Source organism: Streptomyces sp. NPDC049040, assembly GCF_043197715.1.
Classification (GTDB): Bacteria; Actinomycetota; Actinomycetes; order Streptomycetales; family Streptomycetaceae; genus Actinacidiphila.
Window position 1 is genome coordinate 40,928 of record NZ_JBICTO010000025.1, and the last position, 15,684, is coordinate 56,611.

Sequence of the window (15,684 nt, forward strand, 5' to 3'; positions counted from 1 at the left end):
ACAGCGAACCGCGGATATAGTGCGCTCATGGTACGCAAACTCGTGCAGGTGGCCCAGAAGGTCGGGGTCAGCGAGGCGACGGTGAGCCGGGTGCTGAACGGCAGGCCCGGGGTCTCGGACAGCACCCGGCAGGCGGTGCTGACGGCGCTGGACGTGCTGGGCTACGAGCGTCCGACCCAACTACGCGGGGTGCGGGCGCGGTTGGTGGGCCTGGTGCTGCCGGAGCTGCAGAACCCGATCTTCCCCGCGCTCGCCGAGGTCGCCGGCGGCGCCCTGGTCCAACTCGGCTTCACCCCCGTGTTGTGCACCAGGTCGGCGGGCGGCCTGACCGAGGCCGAGTACGTGACGATGCTGCTGGACCAGCAGGTCTCAGGTGTCATCTTCTGCGGCGGGCTCACCGAGGACGAGAGCGCGGCACTGAAGGAACGCAACGTCCCCGTGGTGCTGTTGAACGCCGCCGTCGACCACGGCGGTTTTCCGCAGGTGTCGACCGATGACGTGGCCGCGGTCCAGCAGGCCTACGCCCACCTGACCTCACTGGGCCACACCCGCATCGGCCTGATGGTCGGCCCCGCCGACCACACCCCCTCCCGACGCAAAGCCGCCGCCTTCACCACCCTCACCCACCGCACCACCACCCCCCACACCCACCACCCCATCGGCCACGCCCTGTTCTCCTTCGAAGGCGGCCAAGCCGTCGCCACCGAACTCCTCACCACCGGCATCACCGCACTCATCTGCGGCAGCGACGTCCTCGCCCTCGGCGCCATCCGCGCCGCACGCCGCCAAGGACTCACCGTCCCCCGCGACCTCTCCGTCGTCGGCTACGACGACTCCGCCTTCATGAACTACACCGACCCACCCCTCACCACCCTGCGCCAACCCATAGAAGCCATGTCACGCGCCGCCGTCACCCTCCTCGCCAACCAGATCAACGGCACCAACCCCACCCCCAAAGAACTCCTCCACGAACCCGAACTCGTCGTCCGACACTCCACCGCACCAGCCCCCGCACCCCGCGACAGCCCCTGAGCGCCGCCCCGGCCGCCCGCCAGGGAAATCCGAGCAAGAAACGGACGGAAAAGCTTCGCCGCATGCACGGACGGCTGCAAGGCCGGCGCGGCGGTGCCAACGTCCCCGCAGGTCCGCGTACTTGTCAGGGGCGGCAGCCGGATTCCACGCGCCGCGCCGCCCCCGCGCGGGATCGACCGGGCGCATTGCCCCCGCCATGCGCCGGGGCTACGGTGCGGCGCACTCGAGCCACTCCCTCCTGTTGCGGAGCCCACCCATGTCCGGATCCCCCCGCGGCACCTCCATGCCCGGAACCGCGCCCGCCGCGGTCGTCACCCTGCTCGCCCTGCTGGCCGCCCTCGCCTGCTGGACCACCCTGCGCGCCTCGGCGTCCACCGCCGGAACCGTCTACGAGGCGGAGTCCGCCGCACTGACCGGCGGCGCCGCGGTGGCCGCCGACCACACCGGGTTCACCGGCACCGGTTTCGTCGGCGGCTACACCGACGGAAACCGGGGCGCGGCCACGACCACCTTCACCGTGACGGCGCCGGGCGCCGGCAGCACCCCCGTCACCCTGCGCTACGCCAACGGCACGACCACCACCAGGACCCTGTCGGTGTACGTCAACGGCGGCAAGGCGGTGACCACCTCGCTGCCCGCGACCGCCGACTGGAACTCCTGGGGCACCGTCACAGAGAACCTGCCGCTGAAGTCCGGTGCCAACACGGTGGCGTACCGCTTCGACAGCGCCGACAACGGCAACGTCAACCTCGACAGCGCCACCGTCGGCAGTGCGGCGCCGACCACCCCGCCGTCGACCCCGCCGACCACCCCGCCCACCGGCGGCGCCCAGACCTACGACGCCGCGACGGCCTTCTTCACCGGCGGCCCCTCGACCGGCACCTCCCTCCCCGGGTTCGCGGGCGCCGGCTACCTCACCGGCTTCACCGCCCAGGGCGCCCAGACCCAGATCGACACCGCGGTGCCGACGGCCGGCACCTACCCGGTCGCCGTCGGCTACGCCAACTCCACCGGCTCCGCGCAGACCCTGACGCTCTACGTCAACGGGATCAGGAACTCCCGGCTCACCCTGCCTGCCGGCAGCGGCTGGCAGTCGGTCTCCGCCTCCGTCGCGCTGCGCTCCGGCCTGAACCTGATCGGGCTCCAGCACGACTCCGGCGACACCGGGGCCGTCGCCGTCGACGGCGTGGCGATCGACGGCGGCTCCACCCTCGCCGCCCAGGGTGCGACCCTGCCCTACACCGAATACCGCGCCGCCGACGCCGCCACCAACGGATCCGTGCTGCCGGCCGGCCGCGCCTACCCCTCACTCAGCGCCGAGGCCACCGGCCGCAGCGCCGTCCAGCTCACCGGCACCGGGAAGTACGTCCAGCTCACCCTGGCCAAGCCGGCCGACTCCGTGGTCGTGCGCTACTCGGTCCCCGACACCGCCGACGGGTCGGCTACCACCGCCCCGCTCGCCCTCTACGCCGGCGGCGCCAAGGTCACCGACCTGACGCTGACCAACAAGTTCTCCTGGCTGTACGGCGGCGGCTACTACGACACCAACAACCCCGGCGACGGCCCGGGGCACCACTTCTACGACGAGGTCCGCTTCAAGAACTCCGTCACCTGGCCGGCCGGGACGGTCCTCAAGCTGCAGAAGGACAGCACCGCAGGCGGCACCGTCACCGTCGACACGGTGGACACCGAACTGGTCGGCCCCGCCTACGCCATGCCCGCCGGCTATGTCTCCGCGGCCACCTACGGCATCACCCCCGGCGGCGGCGATGTCACCGCGGCGCTCAACAGCGCGCTCGGCGGCCTGTCCGGCACCGGGCAGGGCCTGTGGCTCCCCGCGGGCACATACGGCATCTCCGGGCGCGTCAACCTGTCCGGTGTCTCGCTGCGCGGCGCCGGGCAGTGGTACACCACCCTCCGGTCCACCGCGGAGAACGGCTCCGGCGGCCTCTACGCGACCGGCGGCCGCAACCAGATCGCCGACCTGACGATCTCCGGCGACCAGACCTTCCGCAACAACGACCAGGGCGCAGCCGCCATCGAGGGCGCCTTCACCTCCGGTTCGCTGATCCTCGACGTGTGGATGGAGCACAGCAAGGTCGGCCTGTGGGCGGTGCCCGGCACCGGCCTGGACGCGGCCGGGCTGCGGGTACGCGACACCTTCGCCGACGGCATCCACGTCCACGGCGGCTCGGCCGGCTCCCGCGTGGAGCAGTCCGACGTGCGCAACACCGGCGACGACACCATCGCCCTGGACACCGAGGGCGGCAACGTCACCGGCTGCACGGTCTCGCACAACACCGTGCGCCTCCCGGTGCAGGCCAACGGCATCGGCGTCTACGGGGGCGGCAGCAACGTCGTGGAGGACAACGCCGTCAGCGACACCGTCGCCTTCGGCTCCGGCATCACCGTGAGCACCTACTTCGGCCAGAACTTCTCCGGACCCACCACCGTCCGCGGCAACCTGCTGCTGCGCACCGGCTCCCACCACTCCAACTGGGCCACCGACATCGGCGCCCTGTGGATCTACGCGGCCGACAAGGGCGACATCACCCAGCCGGTGAACGTCACAGGCAACACCATCAAGGACAGCACCTACCAGGCCGTGCTGCTCAGTTACGGCCACACGATCAGCAACCTGGCCTTCGACCACGACACCATCACCGGCGCCGGCACCTACGGCTTCGACATCGAGAACGTCACCGGCGGCATGTCGGTCGGCAACACCAGCGTCAGTGGCGCGCTCTCCGGCGGCCTCAACAACCCCGGCGGCTACCCGATCACCCGCGGCCCCGGCAACTCCGGCTTCTGACAACGACCCCACCCGCTCCCGCCGTCCGGTCGCGCGCCCCACCGCGGCCGGGCGGCGGGAACGGTCAGTCGCCGTCCGGCCCTGCGGGCCCCGGCGGCCCGGACGGCAGCAGTTCACGGGCGAGCAGCGTCGCACCCGCGACCGCGCCCGGCATCAGGACGACCGCCACGAAAGGCACGAGGAAGGCCAGAACCAGCGGTACCCCGAACCCGAGGACCAGCGTCAGCCGGCCGCGCATCAGCCGCAGTCGCCTGCGCAGATCGACGTCGCGCCGCTGCATGGACACTGCCGCCAGTTCCGCGGTGAGGAAGAACCCGGACACGCAGAAACCGGCCGCGGGCACCACGGTCTGCCCGACAACCGGCACGAAGCCCAGCGCGAAGAGGACCACCCCGAAGGCCGCTACCCGCAGCAGCACCCGCACGCTGTCCCGTACACCGATCCACAACTCCCGCAGCAGCGACTGCTCCGGCGGGTCGGGTGCGTCGCCCTCCGAGACATCCACCCGCTGGGCGAGCGATTCGTAGAACGGCTGACCCACCAGCAGTGTCACCGCGGTGAAGGAGATCACCGCGAGCAGCAGTCCGCCGCCGATCAGCACGGCGGTCAGCAACTCGCGGAAAAGGTCGCGCCATGCCGAGGCCCAACCGTCGGCGAACGGGGTCGCCCAATCGGCCAGATCGTCGGACCACACCACCAGCGCAGCCAGCGCCGCGGCGTAGCCGACGAAGGTGATCAGCGCGGGCAGCATCCCGAAACGCCAGTCCCGCCCGTGCCGCAGCACCCACCGCTGCCCCCGCGCCAGCAGCGCCAGGCCTCTCAGGAGATCACCCATGGCGCGGATCCTACGTCCGCACGGTGTCAGCAGGACCCGCGGCGGTCGATGCCGAACTCCCCGCACGGCAAAGGACAGTCGGTGGAGCGGTCCGCCGGGTCAGCGGGTGCGCGCCGCGGCGCACCGGACGCAGGTGGTCGCGGCCGGGAGGACGTCAAGCCGCTCCGGTGGGATCGGCTCACCGCAGACCTCGCACCGGCCGTACTCGCCGCGTTCGAGTCGCTCCAGTGCCTGGTCGAGAGCCACCAGGTGGTCGCGGGCCTGTTCGAGCAGTGCGCCGATGTGGGCGCGCTCGAAAGCGGTGCTCGACCCCTCGGGGTCGTGTTCGTCGTCGATCGCCACCATGGCATTCGCCTGGACGATCCCGTCGTACTCCCGGCTCAGGGCCGAGATCTGCTCGGTCGTGCCCTCCCGGGCGCCCGTCAGGCGCGCACGGGTGGCGGCGACGTCTTCCACGGGATGGACAGCGGCATTGCTGTGGGAGTCGTTCATCAAAGCGACAACACCGACATTCACGTCACCATTCCGGGTGCTCCGCGGATTCCGGGAAGCCCGCGGCCGCCGCGCGCGCCCGGCGCGCGACGGGCAGCTCCCGCGCCGGAGCGGACGGCGCACGACCGCTGCGTGCTTCCGAGCGCCGTTTTCGGTGCGCCGCCGTCATGGGACCTTGTGATACCGCTCTGGCACGGTCGCCCGGGCCTGCTCGCAGGGAGGATCATGGGACGCCGATGGCTGGTGACAGGGTGCTCGTCGGGACTTGGCCGCGCGCTGGCGGGTGCGGCGGCGGCCGCGGGTGACTCGGTTCTCGCGACCGCACGCAAACCCGCCGACCTGCATGGACTCCAGCGCTCCCACCCCGGCAGGATCGGCACGGCCGCACTCGACGTGTGCGACCCGCGGCAGTGCGAAGCGGCCGTGGCGCGGGCCGTCGAGCTGTTCGGCGGCGTGGACGTGCTGGTGAACAACGCGGGCAGCGGGCTGTTCGGCGCGGTGGAGGAGGTCTCCGACCACGAGCTGCGGGAACAGCTGGAGATCGTCGCGATCGGACCCTGGCGGCTGGCCCGGATGGTCCTCCCGCTGATGCGGGCCCAGGGATCGGGCCACATCGTCAACGTCTCCTCGATCGTAGGCCGCATGGCACTGCCGGGCCTGGCGGCGTACGTCACCGCCAAGCACGCGCTCGAAGGCCTGAGCGAGGCGCTCGCCGCCGAGGTCGACGGCTTCGGGATCAGGGTCACCGTCGTCGAGCCCGGCCAGTTCGCCACCCGCTACGACAGCTCGCTGACCGAGACCCGCACCCGCCTCGCCGCGTACGACCCCGTCACCGGGCCGGTGCGCGAGGGGATCCGAGCCATGCGGGGCAACGCCGACATCGGGGACCCCGACAGCTTCGCCGAGGTCGTCCTGCGGATCGTCGCGTCCGCGCAGGCCCCGCGGCGCGTACCGGTCGGCCCCGACGCGTACACCTACCTGGCCGCCACCGACGAGGCGCACCGCCAGGACTTCGAGGCGGCCAGGGACTTCGTCCTCGGCCCGCCCTGAGCCGCACCCGGCGGGTCCGGCCCCTCCGCGGGGGCGGGCGCCGCCCCGGGTGCGACCCGGCCGCGGAGAGGCGCCGAGGTGCGCGGGGGAGCGGACCGCCGGAGGCTGGTGCCATGCCGCCCCGCTCCCGCCGCGCAGCCGAGGCCGCCGACCGGTTCGACGCAGAGGCCGCCGTCGACGAGCTGTACGGGGTCGCGCCGGGGGACTTCGTGGCCCGCCGCCAGGAGCTGGCGGCCGCCGCACGCACCGCCGGGGACGCGGCCGCGGTGCGGCAGCTGAAGGCACTGCGGAAACCGACGCTCGCCGCGTGGGCGGGCAACCAGTTCGTCAGGGCGCATCCCGCGGAGGCCGAGCAGTTCGCCCGCCTCGGCAGGGACCTCCGCCGCGCCTTCGAGGAGGTGGACCAGGAAGCCGTGCGCGAGCTGACCTCGCAGCAGTGGCGGCTGATCTCCGCGGTGGCCCGGCAGGTCGCGGAGGTGGCCGCCGGGCACGGCCAGGCCCTCGCCGAGCCCGTGCGCCGCGATGTCGAGCAGACGCTGCGTGCGGTGGCAGCGGACCAGGAGGCGGCGCAGCAGTGGCTGTCGGGACGCCTCGACCGGGCGCTGGTCCCGTCCTTGGGCCTCCCGGCCGCGGCACCGGCCGGCAGGCGGAAGAAGAAGGCCGCGAGTGCTCCGCCCAGGGGCGACGGCCGGCGCGACGAGGCCGCGGACCGCGAGGCCGAGGAGCGGCGGCGGCGCCTGCTGGACGCCCGCGAGGCGCTGGAGGAGGCCCGCGGGAACCTGGACACGAGCAAGGCGGCCGAGCAGACCGCGGCCGGGGCCGAGGCGGACGCGGCCGCACAGGAGGAGCGGGCCGCCGCGTCCGCCCAGGAGGCGGAGCGCGATCTGCGGGAGGCCCGCGAAGCACTCGACGCGGCCGCCGGGCGGCACCGGCAGGCCGTCCGCGAGACGCGGGCTGCGGCACGCGAGCGGAAGAAGGCGGAGAAGGCAGCCGAAGGTGCCGCCGCCGCCGTCGCGCGCATCGAGGCCGGCTGAGGGCTGCCACGCCCGGCCGGGCGTGCGGCCTGGTCAGCCGCCGGGGAGCTTGAAGCCGGAGGCGACGTTCAGCGTCGTGGCGAAGGTCAGGTACATCAGCCAGATCCCGGTGGCGATGTGGAAGAGGCCGAGCCCCTTCTCGCCCCACACCATCGTCTTCCCCTTCGCCGCTCCCGCCGCGCGCCGGCCGAGCGGCACGCTGGCGAAGAACTCGAAGACGTAGACGCAGGCCAGACCGGTGAACAGCAGGCCCACCGGCCACGCCCCGACCCGGTAGAAGACCACCATGCCCAGGGCGGAGATGATGATGAACGCGATCGACATGCCGCCGTTGGTCCGCGCGTCGGACTGCTGGTAGCGGTTCCAGCCCAGCGCGAACCAGTGGATGCCGTAGACGCTGAAGGCGAGCGCGGCCATGAAGAGGGCCTTGTCGCTGAACACCTGGAACCAGGTCAGGCCGACGAAGAGGTAGATCCCGGCGAGCAGCTGGCACAGCCCCGGCATGAAGATGCCCCACACACCCGTGGCCCGGTCCACGCTGATGTCCCGTACGGGGGCGCGGAAGAGCTCCTGCGGGCCGTAGATCAGATAGCCGGTGCCCAGGCCGAAGAACCCGAGGACCACGGGCACGAAAGACGACTCGGGGAAGACGAGAGCGAATCTGACGGAGTCCATACGGTGCTGCTTTCGCTAGGGGAAACCGGAGCGTGGCGGGACTCGGGGATCCGGCCCGCATCAGATGGCCGAACCGTCACGGCGTAGGACCGACGTAAACCCACCCGCCGCACTCCGGGACTCCTGACACGCCGCTATCGCCGTGGTGACGCCCGGGTGGGCGGACGGAGCCGCTCCGCCGCGCCGGATGGCCCGGGATTCCCTAGGCTGGAGACGTGGGGGCCGGTAGGCCGTGCCCACGTGCGGTCGCAGCTCCCCATGTCGCGAAGCGACGGGAAGAGAACAGGGCAGGCAGGCATGCGATGAGCACCATCGAGGATTCCATCAACGTCCGCGTCCCGGTCCGTACGGCGTACAACCAGTGGACGCAGTTCGAGAGCTTTCCCAGGTTCATGGACGGTGTACGCCGCGTGGACCGGCCGCAGTCGACGCTCACCCACTGGGTGACCCGGTGCGGCGGCGTGACCAGGGAATTCGACGCCGAGATCCTGGAGCAGCGCCCCGATGAGCGCCTGGTGTGGCGCAGCCTGTGCAATCCCCGCCACTCGGGCACGGTGACCTTCGAGTCGCTGGACGACTCCCTCGCGCGGGTGACACTCAGGATCGACTTCACGCCCCGCGGCTTCCTCGAGCGGGCCGGCGACTCGTCGGGCGCCGTACGCCGGCGGGTGCACGCGGACCTGGAGAACTTCAAGGTGTTCATCGAGGGCCATGGCCGCGAGACCGGGCAGTGGCGCGGCGCCATCACGGGCAGCCGGGTGCGGCCGGACTCCGGTCAGGACCGCCCGCGGGTACCCGACTGGCCGAGCGGCTGACACCGGGATCGCCGGCGGGCGGTTCGGGGGTTTCCAGCCAACGGGGGAGCACAGAGAGGCCCACACGGGTGAAGAAGCCACCGACCGTCGACAAGTCCGAGGAAACGACCGGCGACCGGGCGGAGATCACCCCGCCCAAGGAGTGGGCGGCGGGGGTGCCCGCGGTGGCCCACGCGCTCACCTACGCGCTGTCGGAGACCTCAGTCCCGCGCACCACGCGGACCCTGGCCAGGATCAACCAGACCAAGGGCTTCGACTGCCCCGGCTGCGCATGGCCCGACCCTGAGCCCGGCAGCAGGCACAAGAACGAGTACTGCGAGAACGGCGCCAAGCACGTCAACGACGAGGCGACCACCCGCCTGATCACCGCGGACTTCTTCCGCCGCCACTCCGTCGGCAACCTGGCAGGCAGCTCCGACCAGTGGCTCAACCAGCAGGGCCGGCTGACCGAGCCCATGGTGAAGCGCCCGGGGTCCGACTACTACGAGCCGATCAGCTGGCACGACGCGTTCGGGCTGGTCGCGGGCGAGCTGCAAGGCCTGGACTCGCCCGACGAGGCCGCCTTCTACACCTCGGGGCGTGCCGCCAACGAGCAGGCCTTCGTCTTCCAGCTCTTCGCGCGGGCCTTCGGCACCAACAACCTTCCCGACTGCTCCAACATGTGCCACGAGTCGAGCGGCGCCGCCCTGAAGGAGACCCTGGGCACCGGCAAGGGCAACGTCAGCCTCACCGACCTCTACAACGCCGAGCTGATCCTCATCCTTGGCCAGAACCCGGGCAGCAACCACCCGCGGATGCTCTCCGCGCTGGAGGAGAACAAGCGCAGGGGAGGGCGGATCGTCGCGATCAACCCGCTGCCGGAGGCGGGCCTGCTGCGTTTCAAGAACCCGCAGAAGCCCCGCGGCGTGGTCGGACGCGGCACCCGGATCGCCGACGACTTCCTCCACATCAGGCTCGGCGGCGACCTCGCGCTCTTCCAGGCGCTGAACCTGCTGTTGCTGGAGGCCGAGGACGCCGCCCCCGGCACCGTCCTCGACCAGGCCTTCATCGACTCGCACACCAGCGGGTTCGCCGACTGCGCCGAGCATCTGCGGACGACCGTCTCCTGGCCCGAGGTGCTGGCCGCCACCGGCCTGACCCGCGAGGAGATCGAGCACGTACGCGACCTGGTGCTGCAAAGCGAGCGGGTCGTGGTCTGCTGGGCGATGGGGCTGACCCAGCACAAGCACGGCGTGCCCACCATCCGCGAGATCGTCAACATGCTGCTGCTGCGGGGCATCGTCGGCAAGCCGGGCGCCGGCGCCTGTCCCGTGCGCGGCCACAGCAACGTGCAGGGCGACAGGACCATGGGCATCTGGGAGAAGATGCCGCCCTCCTTCATGGAGGACCTGGGGCGGGAGTTCTCCTTCACCCCGCCGCAGGAGCACGGCCTGGACACGGTGGACACCATCAGGGCCATGCGCGAGGGCCGGATCAAGGTCTTCCTGGCCCTTGGGGGCAACTTCGTCCGGGCCACCCCCGACAGCCGGGTCACCGAGCAGGCCATGCGGCGCTGCCGGCTCACGGTCCAGATCTCCACCAAGCTGAACCGCTCGCACACGGTCTGCGGCGACACCGCCCTGATCCTGCCCACGCTCGGCCGCAGCGAGCGGGACATGCAGGCGGGCGGCGAGCAGTTCGTGACCGTCGAGGACTCGATGAGCGAGGTGCACGCCTCCCGCGGACACCTCGACCCCGCCTCCAAGCTGCTGCTCAGCGAGGTGGCGATCCTCACCAGGCTGGCGCGCAGGACGCTCGGTGACAAGGTGGCCGTGCCCTGGGAGGAGTTCGAGGCGGACTACGGGTCCATCCGCGACCGGATCGCCCGGGTGGTGCCGGGCTTCGAGCACTACAACGCCCGCGCGGCCAAGCCCGGCGGCTTCCTGCTGCCGAACCCGGTGAACGAGGGAATCTTCGCCACCGAGGACGGCAAGGCCCGCTTCACCCGCAACGCCTTCGCCGCGCTGAAGGCGCCCGAAGGGCACCTCATCCTCCAGTCGCTCCGCTCCCACGACCAGTGGAACACCATCCCGTACACCGAGAACGATCGCTACCGGGGCATCCACGGTTCGCGCCGCGTCGTCATGGTCAACCCGGCCGACATCGCCGCGCTCGGCCTGACCGACGGCGACCGGGTCGACCTGGTGGGCGTCTGGCACGACGGCGTCGAGCGCCGCGCCGAGGACTTCCGCGTGGTCGCCTACCCGACCGCCGCCGGCTGCGCCGCCGCCTACTACCCCGAGATCAACGTCCTGGTGCCCCTCGACAGCGTCGCCGAGATCAGCAACACCCCGACCTCGAAGGGGATCACCGTCCGCCTCGACCCGCGCCGGGCCGTGCCCACGGGGACCAGCGGTCCGGGCCCGACAGGTAGCTTTCCCGGGTGAAGGAGGCGGCCTGCGCGCGGGTGAGCTGGGGGCGGCTGTCCGGGTCGGTGATCCGCGCCCCCGGCCCGGCGTTCGCGTATTCGCTGAAGCGCATGCTCTGCCACGGGTAGCCGGCCGACATGTTCGCGTACGGCTCCGCCGCGTCGATTCCCGCGCCGAGCAGGCTGTTGCGCACGGTCAGCATCGGCACCGCGGTGGTGTCGGAACTGGGCACCCAGGGGCGGGCGAGCTTGTACGCGGCGTCCGGGGCGCCGCTGGTGATCACGCAGTCCACCGCGAGGAAGCCGTGCGGGTCCGCCGCCGTGGTGCTGGGCGCGAAGACGAAGCCGTAGGGGGCGGCGCCCAGGTCCGTCCGGTCGAGGGTGTGGAAGCGGCAGCGCTCGAAGACGGCGGTGGCGCGGCCGAAGACGAAGTCGACGTCGCCCTCGGCGTAGCAGTCGCCGAAGTACTGGCGGGCCAGGACGGTGGCCGCCGCCGTGTCGGCGTACAGCGTGTCCTGGTGGCCGAGGAAGCGGCAGCGGTGGAAGGCCGAGCGGTCGCCCTGCACCTTGATGGCGACCGCCTGCGTGCCGGTGACGCCAGGGTGGTCGGCGCGCAGCCAGTCGTTGGCGAAGGTGACGCCGCGGGCGGTGAAGCGGTCCGCCTGCGTGGTGACGGTGGCGGAGCCGGAGGTGCCGTAGGTGCCGCCCTCCGGCCGGGGGGTGCCGTTCGCGTGGTCGTGGACGATGACGACGTCGCGCGGGTCGCCCGTGGCGCCGAGCAGGGTCAGGCCTGCCGCGGCCCCGGTGATCAGGACCTTCTCGCGGTAGGTGCCGGGGGCGAGCACGATCGTCGCGTCGGCTCCCGGCACGGCGTCCACGGCATCCTGTACGGAGGTGAAGTCGCCCCGCCCGCCGGGCGATACGTACAGCGCGCCACGGCCGGGGCGTGCCGTACGGGCGTGGGCGGCGGGTGGGCGGGCGACCCCCAGTCCCAAGGCTGCTGCGGCTGTCCCTGCGGTGAGAACGGATCTGCGCGTGAGCGTCACTGGTCCACTCCTTCGTGGCTGTGGGGGGCGTCGGCCTGCCGGTGAAGGTGTTCGGCTCGAAGGTAAGCACTTACTATGCGATCTCGCCAGACTCTTGGGGAATTCCGCGCGGATTCGAAGAATATTCGACAAGCGCTTGCTAACCCGGGAATCCTCGGGCTGACGGCCCCGCACCCCGGCACGGATGCACAATGGGTGCGGTGAGGAGGCGTGCCGATGGCCGAGCGCATCATCCGCACGGACGGCGTCGACCTGTGCACCGAGTCCTTCGGCGACCGGTCGCAGCCGCCGGTCCTGCTGGTCATGGGCACGGGGGCCTCGATGCTCTGGTGGGACGAGGACTTCTGCCGGATGCTCGCGCAGGGCGGCCGGTTCGTGATCCGCTACGACCACCGCGACACCGGCCGGTCCTTCACCTGCGAACCGGGCGCACCCGGATACACCGCGGCGGATCTGGTCACCGACGCCGCCGGCGTACTCGACGCCCACGGGATCCCGGCCGCGCACGTGGTGGGTGTCTCGGCCGGCGGGGCGCTCGCGCAACTGCTCGCGCTCGGCCATGCCGAGCGGGTCCGCTCGCTGGTCCTGATCAGCACCTCACGCGCTGTGTCCGGCGGCAGCGAACTGCCCCCGCCGACGGACGACTTCATCCGGTTCGTGTCCACCGCGCGGGTGGACTGGTCGCGGGAGGACTCGGTGGTCGACCACCTGGTCGCGTACTCCCGGATGCTCGCGGGAGGCCGCCGCCCGTTCGACGAGGCCGCCGCCCGCGACCTCGTCCGCCGTGACGTCGAGCGCGCGCACGACGCCGCCGCCGCGCGGAACCACGACTCGCTCGCGGAGGGCCGGCAGCCGCCAGGGCCGCTGTCGTCGATCGCAGCGCCGGCCTTGGTGGTCCACGGGACCGCCGACCCGATGTTCCCCCTCGCCCACGGCGAGGCACTCGCACGGGAGATCCCCGACGCGAGGCTGCTGGTCCTGGAGGGCGCGGGCCACGGCGTCGACCCGGCCGACCGGGAGACGATCGCCCGCGCGATCCTGGAGCACACCGAGAGGTCCCAGGGCCCACGGGCGGCCAGGAGCGGCGCCCGAGGCGACCGCCGGCCGCCCGGCTGACGGACCGGCAGGGCGCGACGCCGCGGCCGGGGCCGAAGTGCCGGCGGACGATTGCCCGGATCATCCGGCAGGCAGGTCCTGGTTCTGCGCGACTCCGCGCCGGCCTGGCGCTGAGTCGCGGTGGCGCGCGCCCCCGCAGGGCCGGGGACGGCGGATCCGTCCGTACCGGTCAGTCCGCACCGATGAGCAGGAGCGCGATGTCGTCGGTGCCCGCGGCGGCGCTCGGGGCGTTCTTCAGGAGGAGGTCGGCGCGGGCATCGAGGGACTCGCCGGCAGGAGTGTCGGCCAGGGTGCGGGCCAGCCGCGCCGTCGACACGTCGGGGTCCTCGCCCGGTATCTCGACGAGGCCGTCGGTGTACAGCAGCAGCTCCGCTCCGGGCGGCAGCGGAATCTCGACGGTGGGGTATTCGGCGGCCCGGACGATGCCGAGCAGCGGCCCCGGGGGCACCTGGACCACGGACACGGTTCCGTCCGGGTGGCGGAGCAGCGGCGGCGGGTGGCCGGCGCTTGCCAGCCGGACGCTGCGGGCCCGCAGGTCGAGGTGTGCGTAGAGGCAGCTGGTGAAGAGCCCGGCGTCGAGGTCGTTCAGCAGCCGGTTGGTGCGTTCCAGCACCTCGGCGGGTGGCGCGCCCGCCGACGCGTGCACGGCGGTGCGGACCTGGCCCATCAGCGCGGCGGCGGTGGGGTTGTGGCCCTGCACGTCGCCGATGGCGGCGGCCGCGCCGGTGCCGCAGAGCCCGATCAGGTCGTAGAAGTCGCCGCCGATCTCCATGCCGTGTGCGGCGGCCTGGTAGCGCGCGGCCACCCGCAAACCAGGCACCTTGGGCAGTGTGCTCGGCAGGAAGCCGGTCTGCAGCCGCCGGGCGAACTGGTATCTGGCGTCGTGCACCAAAGCGCGGTCCAGGGCCTGGGCCAGCAGGCCGCCGAGTGACGCAAGGATGGCGCGCTGGTCGGAGGTGAAGGTGCGGGGGCGGTCGAAGGCCATCACGCAGCAGCCGACCGGCCGGTCGGAGGCGATCAGCGGCAGGTAGGCCCAGGCGGACTTGCCCGTGAGCGTCGACATGCCCGCGTATACGGCGTCCATCTCCTCAGGGGTGCTGTAGAAGGTCGCCTCCCGGTGGCCGAGCGCCCGCGAGGCGGGGGTGGGCATCCAGCGCATCTGGGCGCCGTCCAGCCGCCGGATCGCCTGGACGTCGTAGCCGCGGTGGCCGATGTTCTTGAGCCGGCCGTCCTCGAGGGCGAGCAGCGCCAGGCCCTGCGCGTCGAACATGGTCGTGATCGGCTCGGCGACCAGCTCCACCAGGTCGGCCACCTCGACGGCCTGGGTGAGCATCGCCGCGAGGTTCATGATCTCGTACATCGACCCCGCGGGAGCGGGAGCGGAAGCCGGGGCGGTGCCGGGGTCGGGGGAGTGCTCGGGGCGGTCGGAGCCGCCGGCCGCGGCCGGGTCGCTCCGGTGGCCGCCGGCCGCTTCCGGAGGGGGAGGTTCGGGGCGCGGCCGCTGCTCCGCGGAGGTGACGCGCACGCTCACGCCGGAGTCGCCGGGCCGGTGGTCGCCGGGGAAGATCGTGAAGGACAGTGTGGTGCCGGGCGGCCGCAGAGCGGTGAAGGCCGTGGGCTCCCGGCTGAAGAGCGCCTCGCGGAAGCGGTCCTCGAAGACCGCGTCGCTCAGCCAGGGCAGCAGCTGCCAGAGGCGCCGCCCGCGCAGGCCTTCGACCGGGACGCCGAGCAGCCCGGCCGCCGTCGGGGTGACGAAGGTGATCTGGCCCTCCGTGTCCAGCGCCATCCCGCCCTCCGGCAGCCGCCGGGCGAAGTCCACCGCGGCGGCCGTGTCGGCCTCGGTGAGGGTGTCCGCCGGGGAATTGCGCATCGTGCGCGGCTCGGGGCCGGGCAGCAGCGGGTGCCCCTGCGCCGAGGCGTCGGCGAGCAGCCGGCCGAGCGACCGGCAGCACGACTCGATGGCGGCATGCTGCCGGGGGGCCAGCCGGGGCGGCTGGGAGGCGGGGAAGAGCAGGGTGATCGAGCCCCACACGGTGTCGTCCTCGGCGATCGGGGCGCTCACGGAGCCGAAGCGGTAGGGCAGTACGACCGCGGTCGGCGAGGAGTAGCGGGTCGTCTCGCCGACCGGGAGCCAGATCAGCCGCCGTTCGCGGGCGGCGTCGGTGACCGGTGTCCGCATGTCCAGCCACAGCCGCCGCCACGGCCTGACGAAGGCGTCGGGCATCCCGGCCTCCACCGCGAGCCCCAGCACCTGTTCGCCGGCCGGCAGCAGGAAGATGCCACCGGAGTAGGCACCGGTCTCGCGTAGCACGTCGTACAGGAAAGTATCGAGTACTTCCAGGTCGGGATGGCGGTGGGAATGAGACATTC

12 protein-coding genes are annotated in these 15,684 nt (G+C 72.4%); 7 read left to right on the forward strand and 5 right to left on the reverse strand.

The features are described from left to right. Positions 1 to 27 precede the first annotated feature (27 nt). Both ACGFMP_RS34110 and ACGFMP_RS34115 read left to right on the forward strand, forming a co-directional pair. Entirely contained in the window at positions 28 to 1,032 is a 1,005-nt protein-coding gene (locus ACGFMP_RS34110; RefSeq protein ID WP_393677522.1) for a LacI family DNA-binding transcriptional regulator, read from the forward strand. A 256-nt stretch (positions 1,033 to 1,288) separates the two neighbouring features. Continuing rightward, on the forward strand, positions 1,289 to 3,844 hold the full coding sequence (locus ACGFMP_RS34115; protein ID WP_393677523.1) for a right-handed parallel beta-helix repeat-containing protein: 2,556 nt from the start codon (positions 1,289 to 1,291) through the stop codon (positions 3,842 to 3,844). Between the two features lie 64 nt (positions 3,845 to 3,908). On the opposite strand, the gene ACGFMP_RS34120 is transcribed toward ACGFMP_RS34115, so the two are convergent. Continuing rightward, positions 3,909 to 4,679, reverse strand: a complete 771-nt coding sequence (locus tag ACGFMP_RS34120) for an EI24 domain-containing protein (RefSeq protein WP_393677524.1) — start codon at positions 4,677 to 4,679, stop codon at positions 3,909 to 3,911. A gap of 99 nt (positions 4,680 to 4,778) precedes the next feature. Next, positions 4,779 to 5,171, reverse strand: a complete 393-nt coding sequence (locus ACGFMP_RS34125) for a TraR/DksA family transcriptional regulator (RefSeq protein ID WP_393677526.1) — start codon at positions 5,169 to 5,171, stop codon at positions 4,779 to 4,781. A gap of 225 nt (positions 5,172 to 5,396) precedes the next feature. On the opposite strand from ACGFMP_RS34125, the gene ACGFMP_RS34130 reads away from it, so the two are divergent. Both ACGFMP_RS34130 and ACGFMP_RS34135 read left to right on the forward strand, forming a co-directional pair. After that, positions 5,397 to 6,221: an SDR family oxidoreductase gene (locus ACGFMP_RS34130; protein ID WP_393677528.1), complete on the forward strand. Its 825-nt coding sequence runs from the start codon at positions 5,397 to 5,399 to the stop codon at positions 6,219 to 6,221. A 113-nt stretch (positions 6,222 to 6,334) separates the two neighbouring features. After that, on the forward strand, positions 6,335 to 7,255 hold the full coding sequence (locus tag ACGFMP_RS34135) for a hypothetical protein (RefSeq protein ID WP_393677530.1): 921 nt from the start codon (positions 6,335 to 6,337) through the stop codon (positions 7,253 to 7,255). A gap of 33 nt (positions 7,256 to 7,288) precedes the next feature. Here ACGFMP_RS34135 and ACGFMP_RS34140 read toward each other — a convergent pair whose 3' ends face one another. Continuing rightward, positions 7,289 to 7,930: a hypothetical protein gene (locus ACGFMP_RS34140; protein WP_393677531.1), complete on the reverse strand. Its 642-nt coding sequence runs from the start codon at positions 7,928 to 7,930 to the stop codon at positions 7,289 to 7,291. A gap of 302 nt (positions 7,931 to 8,232) precedes the next feature. Here ACGFMP_RS34140 and ACGFMP_RS34145 point away from each other — a divergent pair, with 302 nt between their 5' ends. Both ACGFMP_RS34145 and ACGFMP_RS34150 read left to right on the forward strand, forming a co-directional pair. Continuing rightward, the gene (locus tag ACGFMP_RS34145) at positions 8,233 to 8,745 is read left to right on the forward strand and encodes an SRPBCC family protein (protein ID WP_393677533.1); all 513 of its coding nucleotides are present in this window, start codon (positions 8,233 to 8,235) and stop codon (positions 8,743 to 8,745) included. A gap of 68 nt (positions 8,746 to 8,813) precedes the next feature. Continuing rightward, positions 8,814 to 11,171 carry an FdhF/YdeP family oxidoreductase gene (locus ACGFMP_RS34150; protein ID WP_393677534.1) on the forward strand — a complete coding sequence of 786 codons (2,358 nt, stop codon included), beginning with the start codon at positions 8,814 to 8,816 and terminating at the stop codon, positions 11,169 to 11,171. Here the strand turns inward: ACGFMP_RS34150 and ACGFMP_RS34155 are convergent. Further along, positions 11,092 to 12,198, reverse strand: a complete 1,107-nt coding sequence (locus tag ACGFMP_RS34155) for a pectinesterase family protein (protein ID WP_393677536.1) — start codon at positions 12,196 to 12,198, stop codon at positions 11,092 to 11,094. The genes ACGFMP_RS34150 and ACGFMP_RS34155 overlap by 80 nt on opposite strands. A gap of 216 nt (positions 12,199 to 12,414) precedes the next feature. Here ACGFMP_RS34155 and ACGFMP_RS34160 point away from each other — a divergent pair, with 216 nt between their 5' ends. Continuing rightward, positions 12,415 to 13,314, forward strand: coding sequence for an alpha/beta fold hydrolase (locus tag ACGFMP_RS34160; protein WP_393677537.1), 900 nt, complete (start codon positions 12,415 to 12,417; stop codon positions 13,312 to 13,314). Between the two features lie 169 nt (positions 13,315 to 13,483). On the opposite strand, the gene ACGFMP_RS34165 is transcribed toward ACGFMP_RS34160, so the two are convergent. Further along, positions 13,484 to 15,682: a SpoIIE family protein phosphatase gene (locus ACGFMP_RS34165; RefSeq protein WP_393677539.1), complete on the reverse strand. Its 2,199-nt coding sequence runs from the start codon at positions 15,680 to 15,682 to the stop codon at positions 13,484 to 13,486. Between the last annotated feature and the right edge of the window lie 2 nt (positions 15,683 to 15,684).

Bases quoted from the DNA above. Each gene is read 5' to 3' on its own strand.
- ACGFMP_RS34135 (WP_393677530.1), top strand. From the start codon at position 6,335: ATGCCGCCCCGCTCCCGCCGCGCAGCCGAGGCCGCCGACCGGTTCGAC.
- ACGFMP_RS34140 (WP_393677531.1), bottom strand. From the start codon at position 7,930: ATGGACTCCGTCAGATTCGCTCTCGTCTTCCCCGAGTCGTCTTTCGTG.
- ACGFMP_RS34125 (WP_393677526.1), bottom strand. From the start codon at position 5,171: ATGAACGACTCCCACAGCAATGCCGCTGTCCATCCCGTGGAAGACGTC.
- ACGFMP_RS34120 (WP_393677524.1), bottom strand. From the start codon at position 4,679: ATGGGTGATCTCCTGAGAGGCCTGGCGCTGCTGGCGCGGGGGCAGCGG.
- ACGFMP_RS34130 (WP_393677528.1), top strand. From the start codon at position 5,397: ATGGGACGCCGATGGCTGGTGACAGGGTGCTCGTCGGGACTTGGCCGC.
- ACGFMP_RS34165 (WP_393677539.1), bottom strand. From the start codon at position 15,682: ATGTCTCATTCCCACCGCCATCCCGACCTGGAAGTACTCGATACTTTC.
- ACGFMP_RS34115 (WP_393677523.1), top strand. From the start codon at position 1,289: ATGTCCGGATCCCCCCGCGGCACCTCCATGCCCGGAACCGCGCCCGCC.
- ACGFMP_RS34145 (WP_393677533.1), top strand. From the start codon at position 8,233: ATGAGCACCATCGAGGATTCCATCAACGTCCGCGTCCCGGTCCGTACG.
- ACGFMP_RS34160 (WP_393677537.1), top strand. From the start codon at position 12,415: ATGGCCGAGCGCATCATCCGCACGGACGGCGTCGACCTGTGCACCGAG.
- ACGFMP_RS34110 (WP_393677522.1), top strand. From the start codon at position 28: ATGGTACGCAAACTCGTGCAGGTGGCCCAGAAGGTCGGGGTCAGCGAG.